The following is a 25,815-nucleotide window of genomic DNA, read 5'->3' on the forward strand; positions in this document are numbered from 1 at the left end:
TGCCTCAGAAGTTAAAAACCTTTACCAAAGGTATTACATTGCGCCGGATTGCCGCTATCGAAACCGCGCTTAAACCAGCGATAACGCTGCTCTGACGTCCCGTGGGTGAAGCTGTCCGGAACGACGCGTCCCTGACTTTGCTGCTGGAGACGATCGTCGCCAATCGCTTCGGCGGCATTCAGCGCCTCTTCCAGATCGCCGGATTCCAGTACGCCCTGCTGCTGCATGCTGTTGCCCCAGACACCGGCAAAGCAGTCTGCCTGTAGCTCCATACGCACAGAGAGTTGGTTGATTTCCGCCTGCGAGGCGTTCTGCTGCATCTGACGCACCTTCGGCTCGATGCCCAGCAGTTTCTGGACGTGATGACCGACTTCGTGAGCAATCACATAACCCTGAGCGAAATCACCGTCCGCGCCCAGTTTGTCTTTCATGTCATCGTAGAAGGAGAGATCGATATAGACCGTGCCATCCGCCGGGCAATAAAACGGCCCCATGATGGATTGTCCGGTACCGCAGCCGGTACGCGTTGCCCCGCGGTACATGACGAGTTTCGGCGGTTGGTAGGTGCGACCCATTTTTTCAAACTGCTGTCCCCAGGAGTCTTCTGTCGTTGCCAGAATCACCGAGGTAAATTTTGCCGCTTCGTCTTCATTCGGGCTGATAGAACGTTGGGACTGTTGCTGAGAGACCGGTTGTCCCGTCATCAGTCCGGTTAAATCGACGCCATAATACCCGGCAACCAGCACGACGATGAGCAGAATAATCCCGCCTTTGCCACTCGGCAGACGAAATCCTGGCCCGCCCAGAGAGGGGCCACCGCCCGAGCTGCTGCGCCTGTCTTCCACATTGTCACTTTCACGACGCCCTTGCCAGCGCATACTCACCTCAACAATATATTCGTTATGATGATGATCGTAGGCGGTTCAGCGGAAGATTACCACAGGAAAGCGCGATTGAAGTGCGAAGAGCGGGCCGGAGAGCGTCCCCGACCCGAAAGGTGAGTTAGTCGAGATTCACACCCAGACGACGCGCTACCGTTTCATAGGCTTCAATCAGGCCACCCAGGCTCTGACGGAAACGATCTTTGTCCATTTTCTCGAGGGTCTCTTTGTCCCACAGACGGCTACCGTCCGGAGAGAATTCATCGCCGAGCACCACTTCGCCTTTGTACAGACCGAACTCCAGTTTGAAGTCGACGAGGATCAGTCCTGCGTCATCGAACATTTTTTTCAGCACATCGTTCGCTTTATAGGTCAGCTCTTTCATTCGAGCCAGATTCTCTTTGCTCACCCAACCAAAGGTTTCGCAGTAGGAATCGTTGACCATTGGGTCATGCATTGCATCGTTTTTCAGGAACAGGTCGAATAACGGCGGATTCAGTTCGATGCCCTCTTCAATACCCAGACGTTTAACCAGAGAGCCTGCCGCACGGTTACGCACCACGCACTCGACCGGCACCATATCCAGCTTTTTCACCAGACATTCGGTATCGGAGAGCAGTCGCTCCATCTGCGTCGGGATACCCGCTTCAGCCAGTTTGGTCATGATGAAATAGTTGAACTTGTTATTCACCATGCCTTTACGATCAAACTGCTCAATGCGCGCGCCATCCCCTGCTGACGTATCATTGCGGAATTCGAGCACCAACAGGTCCGGGTTTTCCGTGCTGTATACGGTCTTCGCTTTACCACGATACAACTCAGCTTGCTTTTGCATCTTCATTACTCCTGGGTGTGATCATTTGTATTCAAAACGGGGAATATTATGCCACGCACACGTTTGCGTAGCACGGAAATAAAAAGGGCCGGATTTCTCCAGCCCTGTTTTTTACTTGCTAAACGCTGCCTGGAAGATAGCAACCAGCGCGTCGTTCTGGCTCTGCGTCAGGGTATGCCCCTTCGGATCGATAAACTGCAAACTGCTGCGGTTGTCTAAATCACCGACCTGCAGTTTGTAGTCACCGGAAGAGAGCCCTGGATCGCGAGCGCCCAGCTCCTGCCAGCCGCTATCGGACAGCGGTTTGTAAGTGACGGCCAGGCTCCCCTGCGAACGGGTGCTGTCGGTCACTTTCATGCCGACTTTCTCCAGTGCTGCCGGGAGACGCTGCCAGACGACGTTGAATGGGCCACGCACCACCAGCATCGGTAAACCGGTATCATCAGCGGCGCTCTGCACATCCATCGTAGCGGCAGAACGGTTCTGCGCAGCATTCGCGGCGTCAGTCGCGGTCTTATCGAGGCCCGCAGAAATCACGTTCATCATCTCAGTGCTATAACGCTGCAGTGAAGCGGCATCCGCCACAGGCTTACCGGCCTGCTCAAGGTTGACCAGTTTCACCATCACCGCCTGCTGATAGCCCTGCGGTTTAACCGAGATTTGATAACGGCCACGGTACTGCTCATCTTCGTCCAGACGGTTCCAGTCAACCCAACCGGTTGTCAGCGTCTGGCTGGCATCATCACGTTTTTCAATCGTGTAGTTTTTAGACTGAATCACGCTGACCACCTGCGGCCACAGCGTATTTCCACGCCCGTTCTCCACCAGCAGCGTGGCGGTATCGCCCGCGAACTGGGTCCGGGCACCGGAAACCAGCGCCAGCGGCTGTGCCGGCGGACGGATATCCAGCGCTTTCCCTACGGCACCGCTGCCGTTGGTGACCGGAATGTTGTAGTCGCTCGTGGTCACCGGCAGAATCATACCGGCAGGCGCATGAAGTTCAGCAAGCGGCGCGGCTTCCAGATAGGATTCATCACCACTCACCTGGCGCTTGTAGCGCGAGTCAGAACTACAGGCCGCGAGCAGCAAAACAAGCGAAACACCCGCAACCCTGGCCAGGCGCGACTTTTGTACTGAGTAAGCCATCAAATCTCCCTAAACTTTACAGCAAACCGGCATGCTTGAGCGCCGCTTTGACAATTTCACGACCATTGTCCGTGATCGGTGTCATCGGCAAACGCAGCGTATCGGTCGCCACAAGGCCCAACGCCTTACATGCCCATTTCACCGGGATAGGGTTGGGTTCGACAAACAGTTTGTTATGTAACGGCATCAGACGCTGGTTAATGGTTCGCGCCTCGGCAAAACGCCCTTCCGCCGCCAGTTTGCACATTTCCGCCATATCACGCGCCGCAACGTTAGACGTCACGGAGATCACGCCATGACCGCCTAACTGCATAAAGTCCATCGCGGTCGCGTCATCGCCGCTGAGCAGCAGAAAATCATCTGAAACCAGCTCTTTGATCTGGTGAACCCGACTTAAGTTCCCTGTCGCCTCTTTAATTGCGACAATATTTTTTAATTCCGCCAGACGGCCAACGGTTTCCGGCAGCATATCGCAACCGGTACGGGATGGCACATTATACAGAATTTGTGGCAGGTCAGTATGTTCCGCGATGGCTTTGAAATGCTGGAACAGACCTTCCTGAGTCGGACGGTTGTAGTAAGGCGTAACCGTCAGACAGCCGACAATTCCGCTGTCATTGAAACGCTGCGTCAGACTAATGGCTTCTGCGGTCGCGTTCGCGCCCGTACCGGCAATCACCGGGATACGCCCATCAGCCAGCTCCAGCGTCATCATCACCACATCGCCATGTTCGTCATGACTCAGCGTGGCAGACTCACCGGTAGTGCCAACAGAAACGATCGCCGAGGTGCCGCTGGCGACATGATAATCAATCAGTTTTTTCAGGCTTGACCGGCAGACATTACCTTTTTCATCCATCGGTGTAACAAGCGCGACAATACTTCCCGTGAACATGGGCCATCCTCTGTGCAAACAAGTGTCTCAATGTTACGTTTGGTACGACAATAAAAGCAAGCGACGAGAGCCCTTCTGATTGTTGTATGCAGGTTTTTTTTATGCTTTCCTTATGATTACCCCACCTCTCAAAGGAAGAACAGGTTTGACACCGTCATCGCAACATTACCTGGTTATTACTGCGCTGGGTGCCGATCGCCCTGGAATTGTGAACACGATCACCCGCCATGTCAGCAGTTGCGGCTGTAATATCGAAGACAGTCGCCTGGCCATGTTGGGCGATGAGTTTACGTTTATCATGCTGCTGTCGGGTACCTGGAATGCCATCACCCTGATCGAATCGACCCTGCCGTTGAAAGGTGCAGAGCTGGATTTATTGATTGTGATGAAGCGCACGACGGCGCATCCCCGTCCGCCAATGCCGGCAACGGTATGGGTTCAGGTGGATGTACCGGATTCGCCACATTTAATTGAACGATTTACTGCCCTGTTTGATAACCATCGAATGAACATTGCGGAACTGGTTTCGCGCACGCAACCTGCTGAAAATGATAAGGCGGCGCAGTTATACATCCAGATTACCGCCCACAGTCCGGCGTCGGATGATGCCGCAAATATTGAACAGGCCTTTAAAGCACTATGTACAGAACTCAATGCACAAGGCAGTATTAACGTTGTTAATTATTCACAACATGATGAACAGGATGGAGTTAAGTAATGAATCCACTGAAAGCCGGTGACATCGCACCGAAATTTAGCTTGCCGGATCAAGACGGAGAACAAGTAAATTTGACCGACTTCCAGGGACAGCGTGTGCTGGTCTATTTCTATCCGAAAGCCATGACGCCAGGCTGTACCGTTCAGGCCTGTGGCCTGCGAGATAACATGGATGAGCTGAAAAAAGCAGGCGTAGACGTGCTGGGCATCAGCACTGACAAGCCTGAAAAGCTTTCCCGTTTTGCCGAAAAAGAGTTGCTCAACTTTACCCTGCTGTCCGACGAGGATCATCAGGTCTGCGAGCAGTTTGGCGTCTGGGGCGAGAAATCCTTTATGGGGAAAACCTATGATGGGATCCATCGCATCAGTTTTCTGATTGACGCTGACGGTAAGATTGAACACGTTTTCGATGATTTCAAAACCAGTAATCACCACGATGTGGTGCTGAACTGGCTGAAAGAAAACGCCTGACTTTCACGCTGCCGGATGACGGCTGACGCCCTGTCCGGCCTACCGTGTGTAGGCCGGGTAATCGGCTGTCTGTATAAGCGTCCTTTTTACACTCACCTTTTTATCTCGCGCCACCTTATTACCTTCCGCCCAGAGCGCATCGACTTACAGACCGTTTCCCCTTACCTGTTACATAAACGCATCAGGACTCGTCAACGACCTGCGCATCCGGCCAGGCATGGACAACGGCCTTGATTAACGTCGCCAGCGGAATGGCGAAGAAAACGCCCCAGAATCCCCACAGGCCGCCAAAGATCACCACTGACAGGATAATCACCAGCGGATGCAAATTCACCGCTTCAGAAAACAGCACGGGCACCAGCAGGTTGCCGTCCAGCGCCTGGATAATCAAATAGACGGCGAAACAACTCCAGAACTCGGTCCCCAGACCAAACTGGAACAGCGCAACGCCCACCACAGGAATGGTGACCACAAAAGCGCCAATATAAGGAATGAGTACCGAGAACCCCACCAGTACGGCCAGCAGCAGCGAGTAGTTGAGGCCAAAGAGCAGGAAGCCCAGCCAGGTCGCCACGCCCACCACCATCATCTCCAGCACCTTGCCGCGAATATAGTTGGTGATTTGCTGATTCATCTCCTTCCAGACCTGACCCGCCAACCCGCGATTACGCGGCAGCACACGACGCACGGCATTCAGCATCTGCTCTTTGTCTTTGACGAGGAAGAACACCATCAGCGGCACCAGTACCAGATAGACTGCCAGAGTCAGCAGCCCGACCAAAGAGGCCAGCGAATATTTCACTACCGAATCGCCCATCGTCAGCATGCGGGTGCGCATGTTTTCCGCCATCGCATCGATGATACCCGCGTCCATTAAGGCCGGATAACGACGCGGCAGCGTGGCGGCAAAATCCGACAGTTTGTTCAACATGCCTGGCATGTCGCGAATCAGTAAGATCCCCTGTTGCCATGCCACTGGCATCACCACAAAGGCCATCAACAGCAAAATGCCGACAAATACGATCAGCACGAGAGAGGTCGCCCAGCGGCGCGAGCAGCCGATGGCTTCGAGGCGCACCGTTGGCCATTCCAGCAGATATGCCAGCACAATGGCGACCAGCAGCGGCGCCAGTAATCCGCTAAAAAAGAAAAGAATGCCAAACCCGGCAACCAGAATAACCAGCAAGGCAATCGCCTCGGGGTCGCTAAAGCGACGGCGATACCATTGCATCAACATTTCGAGCATAAAACCTTCCCTGAACCTCAATAGCGGGATTGCGATCCCGAATTGTATCGAAATGTCACAAAAAAGACTTCGCTTTTTATTGCTGATTCTGGAAACTGAAAAGTCATTTGTGCAGGGTATTCATCGACAAATTTCGCCGTTACACTGCCTGTGTCGGCAGACACGGAACGATACGACCCGGCATCGGTCAAATGACTATCTCAAAGAAAACAGGACAGAGGTTATGTTCAGGCAGTTTAAGAAGAACCTGGTTGCTACCCTGATTGCCGCGCTGACCCTGAGTCAGGTGGCTCCCGCGTTCGCAAACTCCGCGGACAGCTTGCCGGACATGGGAACCTCGGCTGCAAGTACGCTTTCCATCGGCCAGGAAATGCAGATGGGCGATTATTATGTACGCCAGCTGCGTGGCAGCGCGCCACTGATTAACGATCCGCTGCTGGTTCAGTACATTAATGGGTTGGGTATGCGTCTGGTTTCACACGCCGATTCGGTCAAGACGCCCTTTCATTTCTTTTTGATTAATAACGACGAAATCAACGCCTTTGCCTTTTTTGGCGGTAACGTCGTGCTGCACTCTGCCCTGTTTCGCTATTCCGATAACGAAAGCCAGCTCGCCTCGGTTATGGCGCACGAAATCTCACACGTCACCCAGCGCCACCTGGCGCGCGCCATGGAAGATCAGAAACGCAGCGCGCCGCTGACCTGGGTTGGCGCGTTAGGCTCCATTCTATTGGCGATGGCAAGCCCTCAGGCCGGGATGGCCGCGCTCACCGGCACGCTGGCGGGATCGCGTCAGGGGATGATTAGCTTCACGCAGCAGAATGAACAGGAAGCAGACCGTATCGGCATTCAGGTTTTACAACGTTCTGGATTCGATCCGCAGGCGATGCCGACCTTCCTGGAAAAACTGCTCGACCAGGCGCGTTACTCCTCGCGTCCGCCTGAAATTTTGCTGACCCACCCCCTGCCGGAAAGTCGTCTTTCAGATACCCGCAACCGCGCAAACCAGATGCGTCCGGTGGTTGTGCAATCCTCTGAAGATTTCTATCTGGCGAAAGCACGAACTCTGGGAATGTATAACTCCGGGCGAAACCAACTGACCAGCGACATGCTGGACGAGTGGGCAAAAGGTAACGTCCGCCAGCAGCGCGCCGCACAGTATGGCCGTGCGTTGCAGGCGATGGAAGCCAGTAAATACGACGAGGCTCGCAAAGCGCTGCAACCGCTGCTGTCCGCAGAGCCCAATAACGCCTGGTATCTGGATCTGGCCACCGACATCGACCTCGGACAAAAGAAAACCAGTGACGCAATTGCCCGACTGAAAAAGGCGCGTGATTTGCGAGTCAACCCGGTTTTGCAACTTAACCTTGCGAACGCCCTGCTACAGGGCGGTCAGCCACAAGAAGCGGCAACCATCCTCAACCGTTATACGTTTAATAACAAGGACGATGCCAACGGCTGGGATCTACTGGCGCAGGCGGAAGCCGCGCTGTATAACCGCGATCAGGAACTGGCCGCGCGTGCGGAAGGGTATGCGCTGGCGGGCCGTCTCGATCAGGCCATCTCGTTACTGAGCAGCGCCAGTTCGCAAGTGAAGCTGGGCAGCCAGCAACAGGCGCGTTACGATGCGCGCATCGACCAGTTGCGCCAGTTGCAGGAACGTTTTAAGCCGTATACGAAAATGTAAAAAGGATTCATCATGTCAAAGGCCGTAAAAATCTACCATAACCCACGCTGCTCCAAGAGCCGCGAAACGCTGAACCTGCTGCAATCGCACGGTGTGGAGCCAGAAGTGGTGCTTTACCTGGATGCGCCCGCAGATGCCGCAACGCTGCGTCAGTTGTTGAAGATGCTGGGCATGGAAAGCGCCCGGGAACTGATGCGCCGAAAAGAGGAGCTCTACGCGTCGCTCAATCTGGCTGACAGCAGTCTGAGTGAAGAAGAACTGATTCAGGCGATGGTGGAACACCCGAAACTGATGGAACGTCCAATTGTGGTGGCGAACGGCCAGGCGCGCATTGGCCGTCCACCGGAACAGGTGCTGGAAATCATCGGCTAATCACTCCGCCGTAGTGCTTCAAGAAAAGCCTGCGGCGTCATCTCCCCCAGTTTTTTCTGCGCCTTGCCAGTATTATAACTTTCGCAAATCTCTGTCAGTAGTTGACTGGCCGATACGTCCTTGACCCGCGGCACAATCGCCGCCAGCGGAAGGTTTACCCGAATTGCATTCTGCACGTTACGGTTTATTTTGTGCGTCATCCCTCGAGCTATCAGCCCCTGTTCCAGCCCATCGAGATGGGTGTCAGAAAAGAAAGTCTCAATAGATTGTATATCAGCCGGACAGGCTGTCAGCAGCGCATCCAGCCATTTCATGACCAGATGCGGTGAAATCCCTGCATACAATCGCGCATAGCACCAGCCGCTCACCGGTTCACGAGCCCAGAGCACATGATGCTCCCCGCCATCCTCCATATGCAGTGAAAGCGGGAGGTGATGCACCTCAAGCAAATGAGGGAAATGCCCGGCCTTCAGTGCCTTTTTCCCCTGCAAAAGCGTTCCCTGACGCATCATCCTTACAGGTTTGAGATAACGATTTAGCGTCGCACGGGATACGTGAATGCCCAGCCCTTCATTGACCAGTAACAAAAGCTCATCTAACGGCGCGCCGGTCGCATCCCGCAGCCCATTAATCAGCGCGATCTGCTCTTGTCTCATCGCTTTGTGTATCACTTTCGGCGTAGTTTGCCGGTCGGCAGTCTGTTCACGTTGTCGCCAGCGTCTGACCGTAGTGACGGAAATCCCCAGCTCAGCGGCCAGCGCCCTGTCGCTTTTATCCGACTGCTGCAGATAACGACGGATGCGCGGTGTCGTGGTGGCATTGGCATGCAGTTTTATTTCCATCGCTAAATCCTTTTTTCACAGAGATAACTAATCATATGAGATTTATGTTTATGTAGCGAACACATTGTGACCAAATTCACCTTTCGGCTGCGGTGCTTCCCTGATAATCCTCTGGCATACCATAAATACTCTCATCCGATCTTGTACGGAGTTCACAATGAACAATGTTCTGGGATTTCTTGAAGCAAAACTGATGCCGCTTGCGGCCAAAACGGCGCAGCAGCGTCACCTGGGCGCGATCCGCGGCGCCTATGTTTCCTTTATGCCGTTCATTATCGTCGGCTCCATTCTGTTGGTTATCTCCTCCTTTCCGAACCAGACCTATCAGCAATTTATGTCTGGCGCGTTTGGCGAAAGCTGGAGCAGTATTATTGAGATCCCGTTTAACGCGGTGTTCTCAACGATGTCGCTGTTCATCAGTTTCCTGGTTGCCTACCGTCTGGCGGAACACTACGGTGAAGACCGTATCTCCTGCGGCATCCTGGCGCTGGTCAGCTTTCTGATCCTCACTCCGTTTATCAAGGTTGCGGATAACGGCGGCATCACCGTGATACCAGTAGAGTGGATCGGCACTAAAGGGCTGTTCGTGGCAATGATTGGCTCGTTGCTGTGGACTGAATTGTTCTGCTGGCTGAAACGCAAAAAGCTGGTCATTAAGATGCCCGAAGGGGTTCCGCCTGCCGTACAGGAATCGTTTGCCGCGCTGATCCCCGCCCTGTTGGTAATGATCCTGGTGCTGATTATTCGCATCCTGTTTGAAAATACCCACTACCAGACAATTCACCGCTTTATCTATGAAGTGGTTGCGACGCCGGTTCGTCACTATGGCACCTCCTATTTTGGCGCGCTGATGACGGTTTTCAGCATCACGATTTTATGGTCGGTAGGGATTAACTCCGGGTCGATGATCAATGGCATTATCCGGCCACTGTGGATGGAGAACCAGACGGATAACATCGCCGCCATTCAGGCGGGCGTTACGCCACCGCATATTATCACCGAGCAGTTTTTTGACATGATCTGGATGGGGGGCGCCGGCGCAACCTTATCGCTGGTCATCGCGATGCTGATATTTGCCCGCAGTAAAAACATGCGGGAAGTGGCCCGACTGGGAGTCGGCGCATCGATTTTCAATATCAACGAACCCATTCTGTTCGGCCTGCCGGTAATCATGAACCCCATCATGCTTATACCGTTCAACCTGGTGCCTCTGGTGTTAGTCACCATCCAGTACGTCGCAATGAAAATTGGCGCCGTTGCCGTCACGACGGGCGTGTTTATTCCATGGACGCTCCCGCCGGTTATCAGTGGTTTTATCGTCACAGGCCATCTTAGCGGTAGCGTCATGCAAATCATCAATTTACTGATTGGCGCAATGCTCTATCTGCCCTTTATGCGCATTGTCGATAAACAGTACCGCGCGGCGGAAATCACCACGCTGACACAAAACGAGAGTACACCCGTTAAACAGGAGTAAAACATGTGGGGAATTATCGCCACCTGGCGAATGGCGCTTGAAGGCGTTACTGAGTCCGCTTCCGCACTGGCTGCAGGCCAAACAGCGGCCAGCGCGGTAGTCGATGCCGTTGCCGCAGTTGAGGACTTCCCATTATACAAATCCGTTGGCTACGGCGGACTGCCAACCGAAAAGGGTGAGGTGGAACTGGATGCCGCGTTTATGGATGGCGACACGCTGGCGTTCGGCGCCGTGGGCAATCTCGTGGATATCGCCAATCCGGTACGCGTTGCGCACGCCCTGAGTCGTCAGCGGTATAACAGCCTGCTTGTCGGCCAGGGCGCTCGCGAGTGGGCGTTAAGCCAGGGGTTTGCAGAAAAAACCATGCTTACCGACCGCGCCATCCAACACTATCGCAAACGCTGCCGTGAGACGCTGGATAAAGGACTGAGCCCTTATGACGGCCATGATACCGTCGGTATTATCGGACTGGACGCGCAGGGTTCGATGAGCGTGGCGACCTCCACCAGCGGTCTGTTTATGAAAAAACGCGGTCGTCTGGGAGATTCACCGATTATTGGCTCCGGCTTCTACTGCGACAGTCAAATCGGTGCCGCGACCGCCACTGGCGTTGGCGAAGACCTGATGAAGGGCTGCACCAGCTACGAAATCGTTCGCCGTATGGCGCAGGGCATGACGCCGCAGCAGGCTGCGGACTCAGTGGTTTTTGAACTGGAGGACAACCTGATGTCCCGCTTTGGCCGGGTGGGCGATTTGTCCGTCGTGTGTATGAATCACCGGGGAGAATTTGGCGCGGCGACCAATATCAAAACCTTCTCGTTTACCGTTGCCACAGCCAGCCACCCACTCACAGTCTATCTCGCGGAACGTCGGCACGAAAAGACGTATTACCAGCCAGTCGATGAGGCGTGGATGCAGGCCTACGTAGCCCGGATCCGTGCGCCAATAGAGGAAGAAGAATGATGACATATCAGTTGATTCAGTCCCTTTCAGAGGCGCAACCCAACGCGCACCTGATTGCCCGCCCCACAAGCCAACAGTTACCGGACACCGCGCTGATAAACGAAATGCGTGCCACGGGTAACATGGCGGATACCTGTTTTGGCTGCGCCCCTTTCAAACGCATCACCCTCATTCCATCCGCGCTGTGGCAGGACAACCTGACGGACAGTTTGCTGAACGCATTGCGTCCATTGTTCGCCACGCCGGTCAGTTCCCACGTGATCATTGACGTTCGCGAAATTCACGAAACCGTGCTGCTTCAGGTTCTGCGTTTTCTGTTCAATCAGGTACATCGCCTTGACGACCTGCAACTGAAAACCGCAAACAACGCGACGATGCGACTCGCCCACATAGCGGCGCTTTGTTTACCCGAACAGCAGGAAGCGTTAGAGGAAATTTTCCGTCAGCAGCAGGCCATTGCCAACGGCATGGTCGCCGCCCGCCGTCTGGCGGATATTCCATCCGAGCAGTGTACGCCGCAGTTCGTTGTCGAAGAGGCTCAACGTCTATGCGCGGCTTACCCTGACCTGCGCTGCGAAGTGCTGGACGAGCAGGCCATCGTCGCGCAAGGTCTTGGCTTGCTGCACGCCGTAGGGAAAGGCTCCAGCCGCCCACCCCGCCTGCTGGCGATTCACTACGACGGTGCCAGCAGCGGCCCGGTGCGCAGCTATGTCGGGAAAGGCATCACTTTCGACACCGGCGGTTTGTGGCTGAAAGAAGGCGCGGGGATGTACACCATGAAGTACGACATGTGCGGCGCGGCCAACGTGCTTGGGCTGATGCTAAGCATTGCCGGGCTGGCGCTGCCGGTCCGGGTAATGGGCGTGCTGGCGCTGGCGGAAAACGCCATAGGCCCCGACGCCATGCAGCCGGGTAGCGTAGCTCGCGCCTGTAACGGGATGACGGTGGAGATCAACAATACCGACGCCGAAGGACGACTGGTACTTGCAGACGCCATTGCCTGGGCCAGCCAGCGCCACGAAGAGACTCGCTATATCATTGATTTAGCAACGCTGACCGGCGCTGTGGTGAAAGCGCTGGGCTATGAGTTGAGCGGGTTGATGACCCAGGATAACGCGCTGCGTGCGGCGTTAACCGCTGCCGGTGAACAGAGCGGTGATGAAGTCTGGTCGCTGCCACTGGACGCTCGCCTGAAAAAACAAACGGAGAGCGCGATTGCAGACCTGTGCAATACGCCGACTAACAACGCGGCAATCAGCGCATCGGCGGCCTGGCTGCTGCATCATTTTTGTCCGGCAACTATTCCGTGGGCGCATCTCGACGTCAGCGGTACGGCGTTGTGGCGCGAGGGAGGAAGAAGCGTGGCGTCGGGCAGGCCGATTCCACTGCTGATGCAGCATTTGCTTAACGATCTGGCTGTTGAGGAGTAAACCTCTGGGTGACGGTCTTTGTTTGGGTAATCAGGCCGGATAAGGCGACGTCGCCATCCGGCATCCGCATCGTTCTGTCTGATGGCGCTACGCTTATCAGAGCTACTGCAATACGTAACCTTGTATTCTGGCTAGAGCTTCAGAATCTCTTTTACGAACGGAATGGTCAATTTGCGCTGTGCGGTGATGGAGGCGTGATCAAGCTGATCGAGCGTCATAAACAGCGTGCGCATTTCCCTGTCGAGCCGCTTAAGTAAGAAGCGCCCCACATCTTCCGGGAGTTCAAATCCGCGCAGTCGGGCGCGTAACTGTAGCGCCTGCAGTTTGTCTTCATCCGACAGTGGTTGCAGCTTGTAGATTTGTCCCCAGTCCAGGCGCGAGGCCAGATCGGGTAACCCCAGTTTTAACTGACGCGGCGGGCGATCGCCGGTGATTAGCAACCGCGTTTTTCCGGATTCCAGAATACGGTTGTAGAGATCAAAAATGGCCATCTCCCACAGTTCATCCCCGGCAACGCATTCGATATTATCGATGCAGACTAACGACAGATGTTCCATGCCATCGAGCACTTCCGGTACGAACCAGGTTCGTTTGTCCAGCGGCACATAACCTACCGCATCGCCACGCTGGGACAGTTCAGCACAGGCGGCGTGCAGCAAATGGCTGCGGCCTGCGCCTTCACGCGACCAGAGATAGATGTATCCGCTATGCTCCTGACGCAGCACATTTTGCAGTGCGGCCAGTAAAGAGGCGTTATCCCCCGGCCAGAAACTTGCGAAAGTTTCGTCGTCAGGAAGATAAAGTGGCAAAGAGAGCTGTGCCGGTGTGTTCAGAGAGACCTCAATCCAGATTTCATTCAATCGCGATGAGTTTACCACAGAATTCTGTCGTGTTAGAACCGGGCAGCATCACTGCCCGGCGCCTGTATTACTGTTGCGGCGTATCCGCATCTTCCGCGTCCAGCACCACTTCTTCTGGGCGCAGAACAGAGATCAGCTTGAAGATCAGGCTCAGCGCGATCCCGACGATTGTCGCCAGCGCCATTCCTTTCAGCTCCGCCGCGCCAATGTGCACTTTCGCGCCGCTGACGCCGATGATCAGGATGACAGAGGTCAGGATCAGGTTCTGCGCTTTGTTGTAATCCACTTTCGATTCAATCAGCACGCGAATACCGGATGCCCCGATCACCCCGTACAGCAGCAATGACACCCCACCCATCACCGGCAGCGGAATGATCTGAATCGCCGCCGCCAGTTTACCGACGCAGGAGAGCAGAATAGCGAAAATCGCCGCGCCGCCGATCACCCAGGTACTGTAAACACGCGTGATTGCCATTACGCCAATGTTCTCACCGTAGGTGGTGTTCGGCGTGGAGCCAAAGAAGCCGGAAATCACCGTCGACAGACCGTTAGCAAACATTGAGCGATGCAGACCCGGATCGCGAACCAGATCTTTTTTGACGATGTTCGCCGTCACCACCAGGTGACCGACGTGTTCGGCAATCACCACCAGCGCCGCAGGCAGAATGGTCAGAATGGCGAACCACTCAAAACGAGGGGTGTAGAAGGTCGGCAGCGCAAACCAGTGCGCCTCGGCAATCGGTGTGGTATCAACCACGCCCATCGCAAATGACAGTGCATAACCTGCCAGTACCCCAATCAGGATCGGGATAATCGCAAGGAAACCACGGAACAGCACCGAGCCAAATACGGTCACCGCCAGCGTCACCATCGAGATAATGATGGTTTTCGAATCCGCAGATTGTCCTTCCGCAGGCAGCAATCCGGCCATACCGGCGGCAACGCCTGCCAGTTCAAGACCGATGACGGCAACGATTGCGCCCATTGCCGCAGGAGGAAACATCACGTCCAGCCAGCCGGTACCGGCTTTCTTAACAATGAACGAAACCAGGCAGAACAGCACGCCACACATGATGAAGCCGCCCAGCGCCACTTCGTATCCCAACGGCAGCAGCAGCAGAACCGGTGAGATAAAGGCGAAGCTTGAACCTAAATAGGCAGGGATTTTTCCTTTACAGATAAAGAGATACAGCAACGTCCCGATCCCGTTGAACAACAGAACGGTAGCCGGGTTGATATGAAACAGAACTGGCACCAGCACGGTTGCGCCAAACATGGCGAACAGGTGTTGCAAACTAAGCGGGATTGTCTGTAAAAGCGGCGGTCTTTCACTCACCCCGATAGCACGGCGCGTCATAGTGTTTTCCTCTGAGTGTGTTTGTTATGAGTCGTTGAGTTGTTTTATTCAAAAAAAAGCCGACTCTTAAAGTCGGCTATTTATTAGTTATTCACTTACTTAGTACCAAAAATCTTATCGCCGGCATCACCAAGCCCCGGAATAATGTATCCGTGCTCGTTCAGGCCCTGGTCGATCGATGCGGTGTACAGTTCCACATCCGGATGCGCTTTTTCCAGCGCGGCGATGCCTTCCGGCGCCGCCACCAGCACCAGCACTTTGATGCTGCTGCAGCCCGCTTTTTTCAGCAGATCGATGGTGGCGATAACGGAACCCCCGGTCGCCAGCATAGGGTCGACGATCAGCGCCATGCGCTCGTCGATATGAGAAACCAGTTTCTGGAAATACGGAACCGGCTCCAGCGTCTCTTCGTTACGGTACATGCCGACTACACTGATACGCGCGCTCGGTACGTTTTCCAGCACGCCGTCCATCATCCCCAAACCTGCACGCAGGATAGGCACGACGGTAATTTTTTTGCCTTTGATTTGATCCACTTCGACCGGACCATTCCAGCCTTCAATGGTCACTTTTTCAGTTTCCAGGCCCGCAGTCGCTTCGTAGGTCAGCAGACTGCCTACTTCCGAGGCGAGTTCACGAAAGCGTTTGGTGCTGATATCGTTCTCACGCATCAGACCCAGCTTGTGTTTGACGAGTGGGTGTTTGACTTCCACGATCTTCATACTCTTCTCCTTTCCTCAGACGAGTGGCAACCACAAAAAAAATCGCCGGATTATACCGCTTTTCCTCTCTGGCGCAACATAACGTATGCATGACCTGGATCAAGCAAAGTGGTATACGTTTGGGTGATGAGTATAAAACATGCCCCGCATTCCGTGCGGGGCCGAGTATCAAGTGGCTGAAATCAGAGGGATTCACCGTTACTTTTTATCACCTGCTGATACCAGGCGAAAGATTTCTTACGGCTGCGCGCCAGCGTCCCACTACCGTCATTATTTTTATCAACGTAGATAAACCCGTAGCGCTTTTTCATCTCTCCCGTTCCCGCAGAGACCAGATCGATACATCCCCACGGCGTGTACCCCATGAGATCCACGCCATCTTCTTCCACCGCTTTTTTCATTTCACGAAGATGCGCCGCCATATACTCGATACGATAGCTGTCATCCACGGTGCCGTCAGGCAGTTGAACATCAATCGCACCAAACCCGTTTTCAACGATAAACAACGGCAACTGGTAGTGATCCCAGAACCAGTTTAGCGAATAGCGCAGTCCCACCGGATCAATCTGCCAGCCCCAGTCCGATTTCTGTACGTAGGGATTGGAGACCAGGCTTTTGCTCTCGTCATAATCGAGCTGCGGATTATCGTCTGTCGCTTTGGTGACAAACGACATGTAATAGCTAAAACCGATGTAATCCACGCAGCCTTCGGACAGAGCAATGCGGTCTTCCTCCGTAATATCGAGGTCAAACTCGCGGCGCGCAAAATAGTTGAGAATATGCTGCGGATATTTCCCCCGTACATGCACGTCGGTAAACCAGTAGCGACGATGCATGGCGTTCATCGCCATCATCATGTCGTCTGGTGCACAGGTCAGCGGGTAGATAGGACACATGGCGATCATGCAGCCGATCTGCAACGTCGGGTTAATTTCTCGTGCCGCCTTCACCGCCAGCGCACTGGCCACCAGTTCGTAATGCGCCGCCTGGTACATTACCGGCTCACGATCTTCACCTGGCTGATACTTCAGGCCGGAGTTAGTGAACGGCGCAAAATCCTCATGATAATTTGCCTGGTTGTTGATCTCATTGAAGGTCATCCAGTACTTCACTTTGTGCTGATAGCGGGTAAAGACTACTTTTGCAAAGCGGACAAAAAAGTCGATCAGCTTGCGGTTGCGCCAGCCGCCATACTCCGTCACCAGATGGTAGGGCATCTCGAAATGCGACAGAGTAATCACCGGTTCAATGCCGTATTTCAGACATTCATCAAACAGATTGTCGTAAAATTGCAGTCCCGCCTCGTTTGGCTGCGTTTCATCCCCGCGCGGGAAAATACGCGTCCAGGCGATGGAGGTACGAAAACATTTAAAGCCCATTTCTGCAAACAACCTGATGTCTTCTTTGTAGCGATGATAGAAATCGATCGCCTCGTGGTTAGGGTAGTTTTTCCCGGGCAGCACGCCATCAGTAATTTCTCGCGCAACGCCGTGAGCGCCCGCCGTCATGACGTCGGCAACGCTGATCCCTTTTCCGCCTTCCTGCCAACCACCCTCAAGCTGATGAGCGGCGACCGCCCCGCCCCACATGAAATTCGCGTTAAATCCAGACATAGTTTCCCTCGTTGATTTGCTATGACAAAACAGAAACCGGTTTCAGTATGATACTGAGCAATCCCGACCACGCTTTCAAGGGTGAAACTGAACCCGGTTTCATTTTCGTGGTTCAGGTCATAAAAACACCGCGCCGCGGAGAAAATGCAGGAAAACTCGACAGATAAAAACGGATGCAACGCAGGCTCGCAAACGTTTGCTTTCCCTGTTAGAATTGCGCCGAATTTTACTTTTACCGTAAGAAAACGTGGGGAACCAGGCAGTGACCGATAAAACCTCTCTTAGCTACAAAGATGCCGGTGTTGATATTGACGCGGGTAATGCTCTGGTGGATCGAATCAAAGGCGTAGTGAAGAAAACTCGCCGCCCGGAAGTGATGGGTGGTTTGGGTGGCTTCGGTGCGCTGTGCGCATTGCCGCAAAAATATCGTGAACCCGTGCTGGTTTCCGGTACTGATGGCGTCGGGACAAAACTGCGTCTGGCGATGGATCTGAAACGTCACGATACCATCGGCATCGATCTCGTGGCGATGTGTGTCAACGACCTGGTGGTTCAGGGTGCTGAGCCGTTGTTTTTCCTCGACTACTACGCCACTGGCAAACTGGATGTGGATACCGCAGCCAGCGTGATTCAGGGGATCGCCGAAGGCTGTCTGCAGTCTGGCTGCGCGCTGGTCGGCGGGGAAACCGCTGAAATGCCGGGGATGTACCACGGTGAAGATTATGACGTCGCTGGTTTCTGCGTCGGTGTGGTAGAAAAATCAGAAATCATTGACGGTTCCAAAGTGGCCGATGGCGATGTGCTGATTGCACTGGGTTCCAGCGGTCCGCACTCCAACGGTTACTCACTGGTACGTAAAATTGTCGACGTCAGCGGCTGCGATCCAGAAACGACGGATCTGGAAGGCAAATCGTTGGCCGACCACCTGCTGGCGCCAACCCGTATCTACGTGAAATCGATTCTGGAACTGATCGAGAAGGTTGATGTGCACGCTATCGCGCACCTGACCGGCGGCGGCTTCTGGGAAAACATTCCGCGCGTGCTGCCGGACAACACGCAGGCGGTGATCGATGAATCCTCCTGGCAGTGGCCAGCCGTCTTCAACTGGCTGCAGAGCGTCGGTAACGTCAGCCAGCATGAAATGTACCGTACCTTTAACTGCGGCGTCGGCATGGTCATTGCCCTGCCGGCGGCGGAAGTGGACAACGCCCTTGCCCTGCTGAAGGCAAAAGGCGAAGAAGCCTGGAAGCTCGGTGTCATCAAGGCTTCCGATTCCGCGCAGCGCGTGGTTATTGAATAATGAATATTGTGGTGCTTATTTCCGGTAACGGAAGCAATTTGCAGGCGATTATTGATGCCTGCAGAGAGAAGAAAATCAATGGCACCCTGCGGGCAGTATTCAGCAACAAGGCCGACGCGTTCGGCCTTGAGCGAGCCAGAAAAGCGGCAATCCCGGCCCATACGCTGACGGCGGACCAGTTTGCCAGCCGTGAAGCATTTGACCGCGAGCTGATCCTTGAGATCGACGCTTATGCGCCTGACGTGGTGGTGCTGGCCGGTTTTATGCGCATTCTGAGCCCGGCGTTCGTCGCGCACTACAACGGTCGACTGCTGAATATTCACCCTTCCCTGTTACCCAAATATCCCGGTTTGCACACCCACCGCCAGGCGCTGGAAAATGGCGATGAGGAACACGGCACCTCGGTCCACTTTGTGACTGACGAACTCGACGGCGGACCGGTCATTTTGCAGTCCAAAGTCCCGGTGTTTGAGGGCGATGACGAAGATGAAATCACCGCTCGCGTTCAGGTACAGGAACACGCCATTTACCCGCTGGTCGTCAGTTGGTTTGTGGACGGGCGGCTGAAAATGCAGGATAACGCCGCCTGGCTGGACGGTGTTCGCCTGCCGCCACAGGGCTACGCTGCCGACGAGTAAAAACGGTGCCGGATAACGGATGTCATCCGTTATCCGGCCAGCGCTTCTCTTCAGACCTCCAGTCCCCCTTCCCCTTTGCGATCAGACGGTTTATTGTCATATTTTTCTGGCACAGTTGGACATCTGAGCGCAATGCTCGCCATAATAATCAGGCAGTGTCCCGTGAATAAAACGGAGTATAAGTATTAATGGGTCAGGAAAAGCTTTACATCGAGAAAGAGCTAAGCTGGTTAGCGTTCAACGAACGTGTGCTCCAGGAAGCTGCGGATAAATCAAACCCGCTGATTGAACGGATGCGTTTCTTAGGCATCTATTCCAATAACCTGGATGAATTCTACAAAGTTCGCTTCGCCGAGCTCAAACGCCGCATCATCATCAGCGAAGAACAGGGTTCAAATTCACATTCTCGCCACCTGTTAGGTAAAATCCAGTCCCGCGTACTGAAAGCCGACCAGGAATTCGATGGCCTGTATAACGAACTGCTGCTGGAGATGGCGCGTAATCAGATCTTCCTGATCAACGAGCGTCAACTGTCAGTCAATCAGCAAAGCTGGCTGCGCCATTATTTCAAACAGTATCTGCGCCAGCACATCACCCCAATTTTAATTAACCGCGAAACGGATCTGGTACAGTTCCTGAAGGATGACTACACCTATCTGGCGGTCGAAATTATTCGCGGCGACACCATTCGTTATGCGCTGCTGGAAATTCCGTCTGACAAGGTTCCACGCTTTGTGAATCTGCCGCCGGAAGCCCCGCGTCGCCGCAAGCCAATGATCCTGCTGGACAACATTCTGCGCTACTGCCTGGACGACATCTTTAAGGGCTTCTTTGATTACGACGCGCTGAACGCCTATTCCATGAAGATGACCCGTGACGCCGAGTACGATCTGGTGCACGAGATGGAATCCAGCCTGATGGAGCTGATGTCTTCCAGCCTGAAACAGCGTCTGACCGCCGAGCCGGTGCGTTTTGTCTATCAGCGCGACATGCCTAATGCGCTGGTCGAAGTGCTGCGCGAGAAGCTGACGATTTCACGCTATGACTCTATCGTTCCCGGTGGGCGTTATCACAACTTCAAAGATTTCATTAACTTCCCTAATGTCGGCAAAGCCAATCTGGTGAATAAGCCGCTTCCGCGCTTGCGCCATATCTGGTTCGATAAAGAGAAGTTCCGTAATGGATTTGACGCCATTCGTGAACGCGATGTGTTGCTTTACTATCCGTATCACACCTTTGAGCACGTTCTGGAACTGCTGCGCCAGGCCTCGTTTGACCCGAGCGTGCTGGCAATCAAAATCAACATCTACCGCGTGGCAAAAGACTCGCGGATCATCGACTCAATGATCCACGCCGCCCATAACGGTAAAAAAGTGACCGTCGTGGTGGAGCTGCAGGCACGATTTGATGAAGAGGCCAACATTCACTGGGCAAAACGCCTGACGGAAGCGGGCGTGCATGTCATCTTCTCCGCGCCCGGCTTAAAAATTCACGCCAAGCTGTTCCTGATTTCGCGTAAAGAAGGCGAAGAAGTGGTGCGTTACGCCCATATCGGCACCGGTAACTTCAACGAAAAAACCGCGCGTCTGTATACCGACTATTCGCTGTTGACCGCCGATGCGCGAATCACCAATGAAGTCCGTCGGGTGTTCAATTTTATCGAGAACCCGTATCGCCCGGTGACGTTTGATTATCTGCTGGTCTCGCCGCAAAACTCTCGCCGCCTGCTGTATGAGATGATCGATCGTGAAATCGCCAACGCCCAACAGGGACTCCCCTCCGGCATCACACTGAAACTGAATAACCTGGTGGATAAAGGGCTGGTCGATCGACTGTATGCCGCCTCCAGCTCTGGTGTACCGGTCAATCTGTTGATTCGTGGCATGTGCTCGCTTATTCCGAATCTGGAAGGTATCAGCGATAATATCCGCGTCATCAGCATTGTGGACCGTTATCTTGAGCATGACCGGGTGTACATCTTTGAAAACGGCGGCGATAAGCAGGTCTACCTCTCTTCCGCAGACTGGATGACGCGAAATATCGACTACCGCATTGAGGTGGCGACGCCGCTGCTCGACCCGCGCCTGAAGCAGCGGGTACTGGATATTATTGACATCCTGTTCAGTGATACGGTAAAAGCCCGCTACATCGATAAAGAACTGAGTAATCGCTACGTGCCGCGTGGAAACCGCCGCAAAGTGCAGTCGCAACTGGCCATTTACGACTATATCAAATCACTCGAGCAATCTGACTAACGCTATGCCAATACATGATAAGACCCCACGACCGCAGGAGTTTGCGGCGGTCGACCTCGGTTCAAACAGTTTTCACATGGTGATTGCCCGTGTGGTGGATGGCGCCATGCAGATTATTGGCCGCCTGAAGCAGCGCGTGCATCTGGCTGATGGTCTCGGCGAAGACAACATGCTGAGCGAAGAGGCAATGGAGCGCGGGCTAAGCTGCCTGTCACTGTTCGCCGAACGTCTTCAGGGGTTCGCCCCCTCCAGCGTGTGTATTGTCGGTACCCATACGCTTCGTCAGGCGCAAAACGCCACCGATTTTCTCAAGCGGGCGGAAAAGGTCATCCCCTATCCGATCGAAATCATTTCCGGCAATGAAGAAGCGCGTCTGATCTTTATGGGCGTAGAACATACGCAACCGGAAAAAGGCCGCAAGCTGGTCATCGACATTGGCGGCGGCTCGACGGAGCTGGTCATTGGCGAAAACTTCGAACCGAAGCTGGTTGAAAGCCGTCGTATGGGTTGCGTCAGTTTTGCCCAGATCTATTTCCCCGGCGGTGTCATCAGCAAGGAAAACTTCCAGCGCGCCAGAATGGCGGCGGCGCAGAAGCTTGAAACCCTGACCTGGCAATTCCGCATTCAGGGCTGGAACGTTGCGCTGGGGGCCTCTGGCACTATCAAAGCCGCACACGAAGTGCTCTTAGAAATGGGCGAGAAAGACGGGTTCATCACCCCAGAGCGTCTGGACCGGCTGGTAACCGAACTGCTGCAACACCGCAGTTTCGAGTCGCTAAGCCTGCCGGGGCTATCTGAAGAACGAAAAGCGGTCTTTGTTCCAGGTCTGGCGATTCTATGCGGTGTCTTTGATGCGCTGGCGATCCGCGAGTTACGCCTTTCCGATGGTGCGCTACGCGAAGGCGTGTTGTACGAGATGGAAGGCCGCTTCCGCCATCAGGATGTCCGCAGTCGCACCGCCAGCAGTCTGGCGAATCAGTACAACATCGACAGCGAACAGGCGCGACGCGTGCTGGAAACCACGATGCAGATGTATGACCAATGGCAAACGCAGCAGCCGAAGCTGGCGCATCCGCAGCTCGAAGCGTTGCTGAAATGGGCGGCGATGTTGCATGAGGTTGGACTGAACATCAATCACAGCGGCCTGCACCGTCACTCGGCGTATATTCTGCAAAACAGCGATTTGCCTGGTTTTAATCAGGAGCAGCAAACCATGATGGCCACGCTGGTTCGCTACCATCGTAAGGCGGTGAAGCTGGACGATCTCCCCCGTTTTACGCTGTTTAAGAAGAAGCAGTTCCTGCCGCTCATTCAACTGTTGCGTCTTGGCGTGCTGCTGAATAACCAGCGCCAGGCCACGACCACACCGCCTACGCTGACGCTCATCACCGATGACAACCACTGGACCCTGCGTTTCCCTCACGACTGGTTCAGCCAGAACGCGCTGGTTTTACTCGATCTGGAAAAAGAACAGCAGTACTGGGAAGCGGTGACCGGCTGGCGTCTGAAAATTGAAGAAGAACACTCACCGGAAATCGCTGCGTGAAGCACACTCAGGTGCCAGTGACTGGCACCTGCTCTTTCAGCGTATCGCTTAACGGCTGCGGCACACCGATTAAATATCCCTGCATGTAGTCAATCCCCAGTGAGATCGCCGCATGGCGAATCTCCTCGCTTTCGACAAATTCAGCAACCACCTGCATTTTCTTCATACGCGCCAGATGACAGATTGAGGCCACGATCTGATAGTCGAGGCTATTCGAAACGATATTACGGATGAAACTACCGTCAATCTTCAGAATATTGGCGTTAACGTTTTTCAGCCTTGCATAACTGGCGTAACCCGTACCGAAATCATCAATAGCGATTTGGCAGCCCAGTTGTTGCAGATTTTGCAGCGTTGCCTCCGCCTGTCCGGCATTCATCAGCGCCTGACTTTCTGTCACTTCAAATATCAATTGCCAGGCTTCGATCTGGTATTTGCTCAGCAGTTTGCTGATATCCTGCGCAAACTTTGCCCGACAGACCGAGGACGCCGACAGATTAAGCGCAAAGCGACGGGCAGGCATCTGCGCGCGATTCTCCGCCATAAAGCGCAACGTGTGTTCGATAACCCAGAGATCAATTCTCGAGGAGAGACCAAACTCATGCGCGACGGGCAGGAAGGCATCAGGATTGATCATGCCACCGTCATCATCCAGCAGTCGCAGTAAAATCTCATGATAAACATCGCCGCGAAGCCCTTCGATTGGCTGCGCCATCAGACAAAAACGATCATGTTCCAGCGCATGCTGTAACCGGTTCATCATCGCGACTTTGTCTCGCAGATTACGCTGCATGTTCATGGCACCACTACGCTCTAAATTTTCCGGCGTGTTGGTCATGATGGACAGCTCAGCCGTAGTGCTCAACTCGCCCAGCAACAGGTAAATGTGATTTACCGGGGAACGCACATAGCAATAGCTCATCCCCACCTGCGGCAGGAACGTCATGCCATCCCAGACAAAGCGGAACGTCTTGATATGCTCATCCAGATCGTCAATGCGTTGCTGATGCGACTCTGTATTTAAGCGTAGCAGCAGGTCAGGCCCGGACATTTGATAAACATGTTCATCAGGCCCCAGCTTTTCGGCAATCCAGTGGGAGAGCTGTTGCTTGTACTGGATACGCAGCATTATTCCGTAATTTTTAACGAGAAACTCGAGTTCAGGAACGCGCAGAAAACACAACGCTGACCAGGGCGTATTTCTCAGCGCGCGGTTGAGCGCGCGAAGATTGGGAAGATGGACAACCGGATCAAGAAACGCAAGCCGGCGGGCACGACCGCTCACAATCCGCTGACGCGTCGCCAGCACCGCCATGTAATTCACAATAAAAGAAAAAACCAGGAAACTGGAAGAGGTAATCGCCAGTTGTACATCGTAACCTGAATAATAGGGCGTATAACTTCTGTAATTATGAATCGCAATAATTAAAACTGGCGCCCACAGCAGTGATATGAATCGATAACCATAACGCATCGCTCCCCACAACATAACCGGGAGTAATAATGACATAGTATAGTTTGTGCTGAATATTGAACTATTTTCATTCAATGGCATACAAAGCAAAGACATTAATGCGGACAATACCAACAACCAAATAATGACCTCTTTTTGCGAGGCCTTGGCATCAAACTGTAACTTCAATTGTGAATAATAGCCGCGCAAATGCAGTGGGTTACGAATAACGCGAATAATAAAGTAGAACAGCGGTACACCAATCAAATTGCCCACCAGAATGCCCTGGTAGTTTATTAATGCGTTGATGTTAAACGGTGTTACACCCATTAAGCTCAGCTTACTTTCATACATCCCCACAAAGGCTGCAAACTGGAAAAGCACCAGAAATAGCGTCGCAGGACAAAAAACCTGCCAAAAAATGCGAGGGAAGACCAGCTGCGCGTCCCCATGCGAGATGTTGTTACGCCGGGGTGTAAAGACACGATACCCCCCCCAACTGAGCACGATAGCAATAAGAAAATGAGCAACAATGGGCAGAGTTTCCACCAGCCCTACCTGCGGATATTTGCGAATAAAAACCGCCAGAACAATACCGGGTAATGCCGCCCAACCGAAAAAAATCATCAGGCTCATCATGAGCGATAACGGTAAGTAGAAAAGGATGACATCCCCGGTGGCCACATGCGCATAGGTATTCGTATGGCTCACGAGCGGTAAAAACAGGGAAGGCAAAACCAGAGGCAGTCCCCACCACTTATCTCTGATTGCAATATAACTTTTATTCAGTCGCATAGACGCTCAGCGGAACCCCTGGATCCTGAAGGGGGTGTATCAGACAGGCATCCCACCTGACGTCAAAATTAAGATGAAAAACTCACCATACATGTCGCACAGATTTTAGTTATCAACAGGAAGTTATTTTTGACGTATATCAACTAATACAGTCCTCATTAATCAATTATTACCTTTATTTCACGGCGTTATCATTTTCACATTATTAATGTAAATAATATCATTATTCTTCATAACAACGAGATATGGTTCAACTGACGCAATTTTACATAATCAGGAATTGACCATCCCAACACAGTGTGCCTTAATGTAAG

The 25,815-nt window shown here is 53.6% G+C and carries 22 protein-coding genes; 11 read left to right on the forward strand and 11 right to left on the reverse strand.

Features of this window, described 5'->3' with window-relative positions; genetic code table 11:
* Positions 1-11: 11 nt before the first annotated feature.
* From AL479_RS02485 to dapA, 4 genes are all read right to left on the reverse strand, one after another.
* Positions 12-878, reverse strand: coding sequence for a neutral zinc metallopeptidase (locus AL479_RS02485; protein WP_105291714.1), 867 nt, complete (start codon positions 876-878; stop codon positions 12-14).
* A 124-nt stretch (positions 879-1,002) separates the two neighbouring features.
* Complete coding sequence (gene purC / locus AL479_RS02490) at positions 1,003-1,716, reverse strand: phosphoribosylaminoimidazolesuccinocarboxamide synthase (protein WP_042999863.1); 714 nt, start codon at positions 1,714-1,716, stop codon at positions 1,003-1,005.
* Positions 1,717-1,827: 111 nt separating this feature from the next.
* Entirely contained in the window at positions 1,828-2,862 is a 1,035-nt protein-coding gene (bamC, locus tag AL479_RS02495; protein WP_061074943.1) for an outer membrane protein assembly factor BamC, read from the reverse strand.
* Between the two features lie 16 nt (positions 2,863-2,878).
* Complete coding sequence (dapA, locus tag AL479_RS02500; protein ID WP_042999861.1) at positions 2,879-3,757, reverse strand: 4-hydroxy-tetrahydrodipicolinate synthase; 879 nt, start codon at positions 3,755-3,757, stop codon at positions 2,879-2,881.
* 145 nt (positions 3,758-3,902) lie between these two features.
* On the opposite strand from dapA, the gene AL479_RS02505 reads away from it, so the two are divergent.
* Both AL479_RS02505 and bcp read left to right on the forward strand, forming a co-directional pair.
* A complete protein-coding gene (locus AL479_RS02505; protein ID WP_042999860.1) occupies positions 3,903-4,475 on the forward strand; it encodes a glycine cleavage system transcriptional repressor in 573 nt (190 codons plus the stop codon).
* Positions 4,475-4,945 carry a thioredoxin-dependent thiol peroxidase gene (gene bcp, locus AL479_RS02510; RefSeq protein WP_042999859.1) on the forward strand — a complete coding sequence of 157 codons (471 nt, stop codon included), beginning with the start codon at positions 4,475-4,477 and terminating at the stop codon, positions 4,943-4,945. Before AL479_RS02505 ends, bcp begins: the two co-directional genes overlap by 1 nt.
* A 181-nt stretch (positions 4,946-5,126) precedes the next feature.
* On the opposite strand, the gene AL479_RS02515 is transcribed toward bcp, so the two are convergent.
* Positions 5,127-6,191 (reverse strand): AI-2E family transporter, encoded by a 1,065-nt coding sequence (locus tag AL479_RS02515; RefSeq protein WP_042317629.1) that lies wholly within the window; start codon positions 6,189-6,191, stop codon positions 5,127-5,129.
* A 223-nt stretch (positions 6,192-6,414) separates the two neighbouring features.
* Here AL479_RS02515 and bepA point away from each other — a divergent pair, with 223 nt between their 5' ends.
* Positions 6,415-7,878, forward strand: coding sequence for a beta-barrel assembly-enhancing protease (gene bepA / locus AL479_RS02525; RefSeq protein WP_061074944.1), 1,464 nt, complete (start codon positions 6,415-6,417; stop codon positions 7,876-7,878).
* A 12-nt stretch (positions 7,879-7,890) separates the two neighbouring features.
* The gene (gene arsC, locus AL479_RS02530) at positions 7,891-8,250 is read left to right on the forward strand and encodes an arsenate reductase (glutaredoxin) (RefSeq protein ID WP_061074945.1); all 360 of its coding nucleotides are present in this window, start codon (positions 7,891-7,893) and stop codon (positions 8,248-8,250) included.
* On the opposite strand, the gene AL479_RS02535 is transcribed toward arsC, so the two are convergent.
* Positions 8,247-9,092 carry a helix-turn-helix domain-containing protein gene (locus tag AL479_RS02535; protein ID WP_061074946.1) on the reverse strand — a complete coding sequence of 282 codons (846 nt, stop codon included), beginning with the start codon at positions 9,090-9,092 and terminating at the stop codon, positions 8,247-8,249. The genes arsC and AL479_RS02535 overlap by 4 nt on opposite strands.
* A 157-nt stretch (positions 9,093-9,249) precedes the next feature.
* On the opposite strand from AL479_RS02535, the gene celB reads away from it, so the two are divergent.
* From celB to AL479_RS02550, 3 genes are read left to right on the forward strand one after another with little or no spacing between them, the layout of a single operon-like run.
* Entirely contained in the window at positions 9,250-10,569 is a 1,320-nt protein-coding gene (gene celB, locus AL479_RS02540; protein WP_061074947.1) for a PTS cellobiose transporter subunit IIC, read from the forward strand.
* Between the two features lie 3 nt (positions 10,570-10,572).
* Entirely contained in the window at positions 10,573-11,532 is a 960-nt protein-coding gene (locus AL479_RS02545) for a N(4)-(beta-N-acetylglucosaminyl)-L-asparaginase (protein ID WP_061074948.1), read from the forward strand.
* Positions 11,529-12,962, forward strand: a complete 1,434-nt coding sequence (locus AL479_RS02550) for a leucyl aminopeptidase family protein (protein WP_061074949.1) — start codon at positions 11,529-11,531, stop codon at positions 12,960-12,962. Before AL479_RS02545 ends, AL479_RS02550 begins: the two co-directional genes overlap by 4 nt.
* Positions 12,963-13,093: 131 nt before the next feature.
* On the opposite strand, the gene AL479_RS02555 is transcribed toward AL479_RS02550, so the two are convergent.
* From AL479_RS02555 to AL479_RS02570, 4 genes are all read right to left on the reverse strand, one after another.
* A complete protein-coding gene (locus tag AL479_RS02555; RefSeq protein ID WP_216525655.1) occupies positions 13,094-13,795 on the reverse strand; it encodes a DnaA inactivator Hda in 702 nt (233 codons plus the stop codon).
* A gap of 94 nt (positions 13,796-13,889) precedes the next feature.
* Positions 13,890-15,179, reverse strand: coding sequence for a uracil permease (gene uraA / locus AL479_RS02560; RefSeq protein WP_061074950.1), 1,290 nt, complete (start codon positions 15,177-15,179; stop codon positions 13,890-13,892).
* Positions 15,180-15,274: 95 nt separating this feature from the next.
* Positions 15,275-15,901 carry a uracil phosphoribosyltransferase gene (gene upp, locus AL479_RS02565; protein ID WP_046484979.1) on the reverse strand — a complete coding sequence of 209 codons (627 nt, stop codon included), beginning with the start codon at positions 15,899-15,901 and terminating at the stop codon, positions 15,275-15,277.
* Between the two features lie 182 nt (positions 15,902-16,083).
* Entirely contained in the window at positions 16,084-17,514 is a 1,431-nt protein-coding gene (locus tag AL479_RS02570; RefSeq protein ID WP_061074951.1) for a 6-phospho-beta-glucosidase, read from the reverse strand.
* Positions 17,515-17,776: 262 nt separating this feature from the next.
* Here AL479_RS02570 and purM point away from each other — a divergent pair, with 262 nt between their 5' ends.
* The 4 genes from purM (at position 17,777) to ppx (ending at position 23,253) form a co-directional block, all read left to right on the forward strand.
* Positions 17,777-18,814, forward strand: a complete 1,038-nt coding sequence (gene purM, locus AL479_RS02575; RefSeq protein ID WP_061077915.1) for a phosphoribosylformylglycinamidine cyclo-ligase — start codon at positions 17,777-17,779, stop codon at positions 18,812-18,814.
* Positions 18,811-19,452: a phosphoribosylglycinamide formyltransferase gene (gene purN / locus AL479_RS02580; RefSeq protein WP_071887576.1), complete on the forward strand. Its 642-nt coding sequence runs from the start codon at positions 18,811-18,813 to the stop codon at positions 19,450-19,452. Before purM ends, purN begins: the two co-directional genes overlap by 4 nt.
* Positions 19,453-19,640: 188 nt before the next feature.
* Positions 19,641-21,707: a polyphosphate kinase 1 gene (gene ppk1 / locus AL479_RS02585; RefSeq protein ID WP_042999847.1), complete on the forward strand. Its 2,067-nt coding sequence runs from the start codon at positions 19,641-19,643 to the stop codon at positions 21,705-21,707.
* A 4-nt stretch (positions 21,708-21,711) separates the two neighbouring features.
* Entirely contained in the window at positions 21,712-23,253 is a 1,542-nt protein-coding gene (ppx, locus tag AL479_RS02590) for an exopolyphosphatase (protein WP_061074953.1), read from the forward strand.
* A 7-nt stretch (positions 23,254-23,260) separates the two neighbouring features.
* Here ppx and AL479_RS02595 read toward each other — a convergent pair whose 3' ends face one another.
* On the reverse strand, positions 23,261-25,501 hold the full coding sequence (locus AL479_RS02595) for a sensor domain-containing phosphodiesterase (protein ID WP_061074954.1): 2,241 nt from the start codon (positions 25,499-25,501) through the stop codon (positions 23,261-23,263).
* Positions 25,502-25,815: the final 314 nt, after the last annotated feature.

It is taken from the genome of Citrobacter amalonaticus, from assembly GCF_001559075.2.
GTDB lineage: Bacteria > Pseudomonadota > Gammaproteobacteria > Enterobacterales > Enterobacteriaceae > Citrobacter_A > Citrobacter_A amalonaticus_F.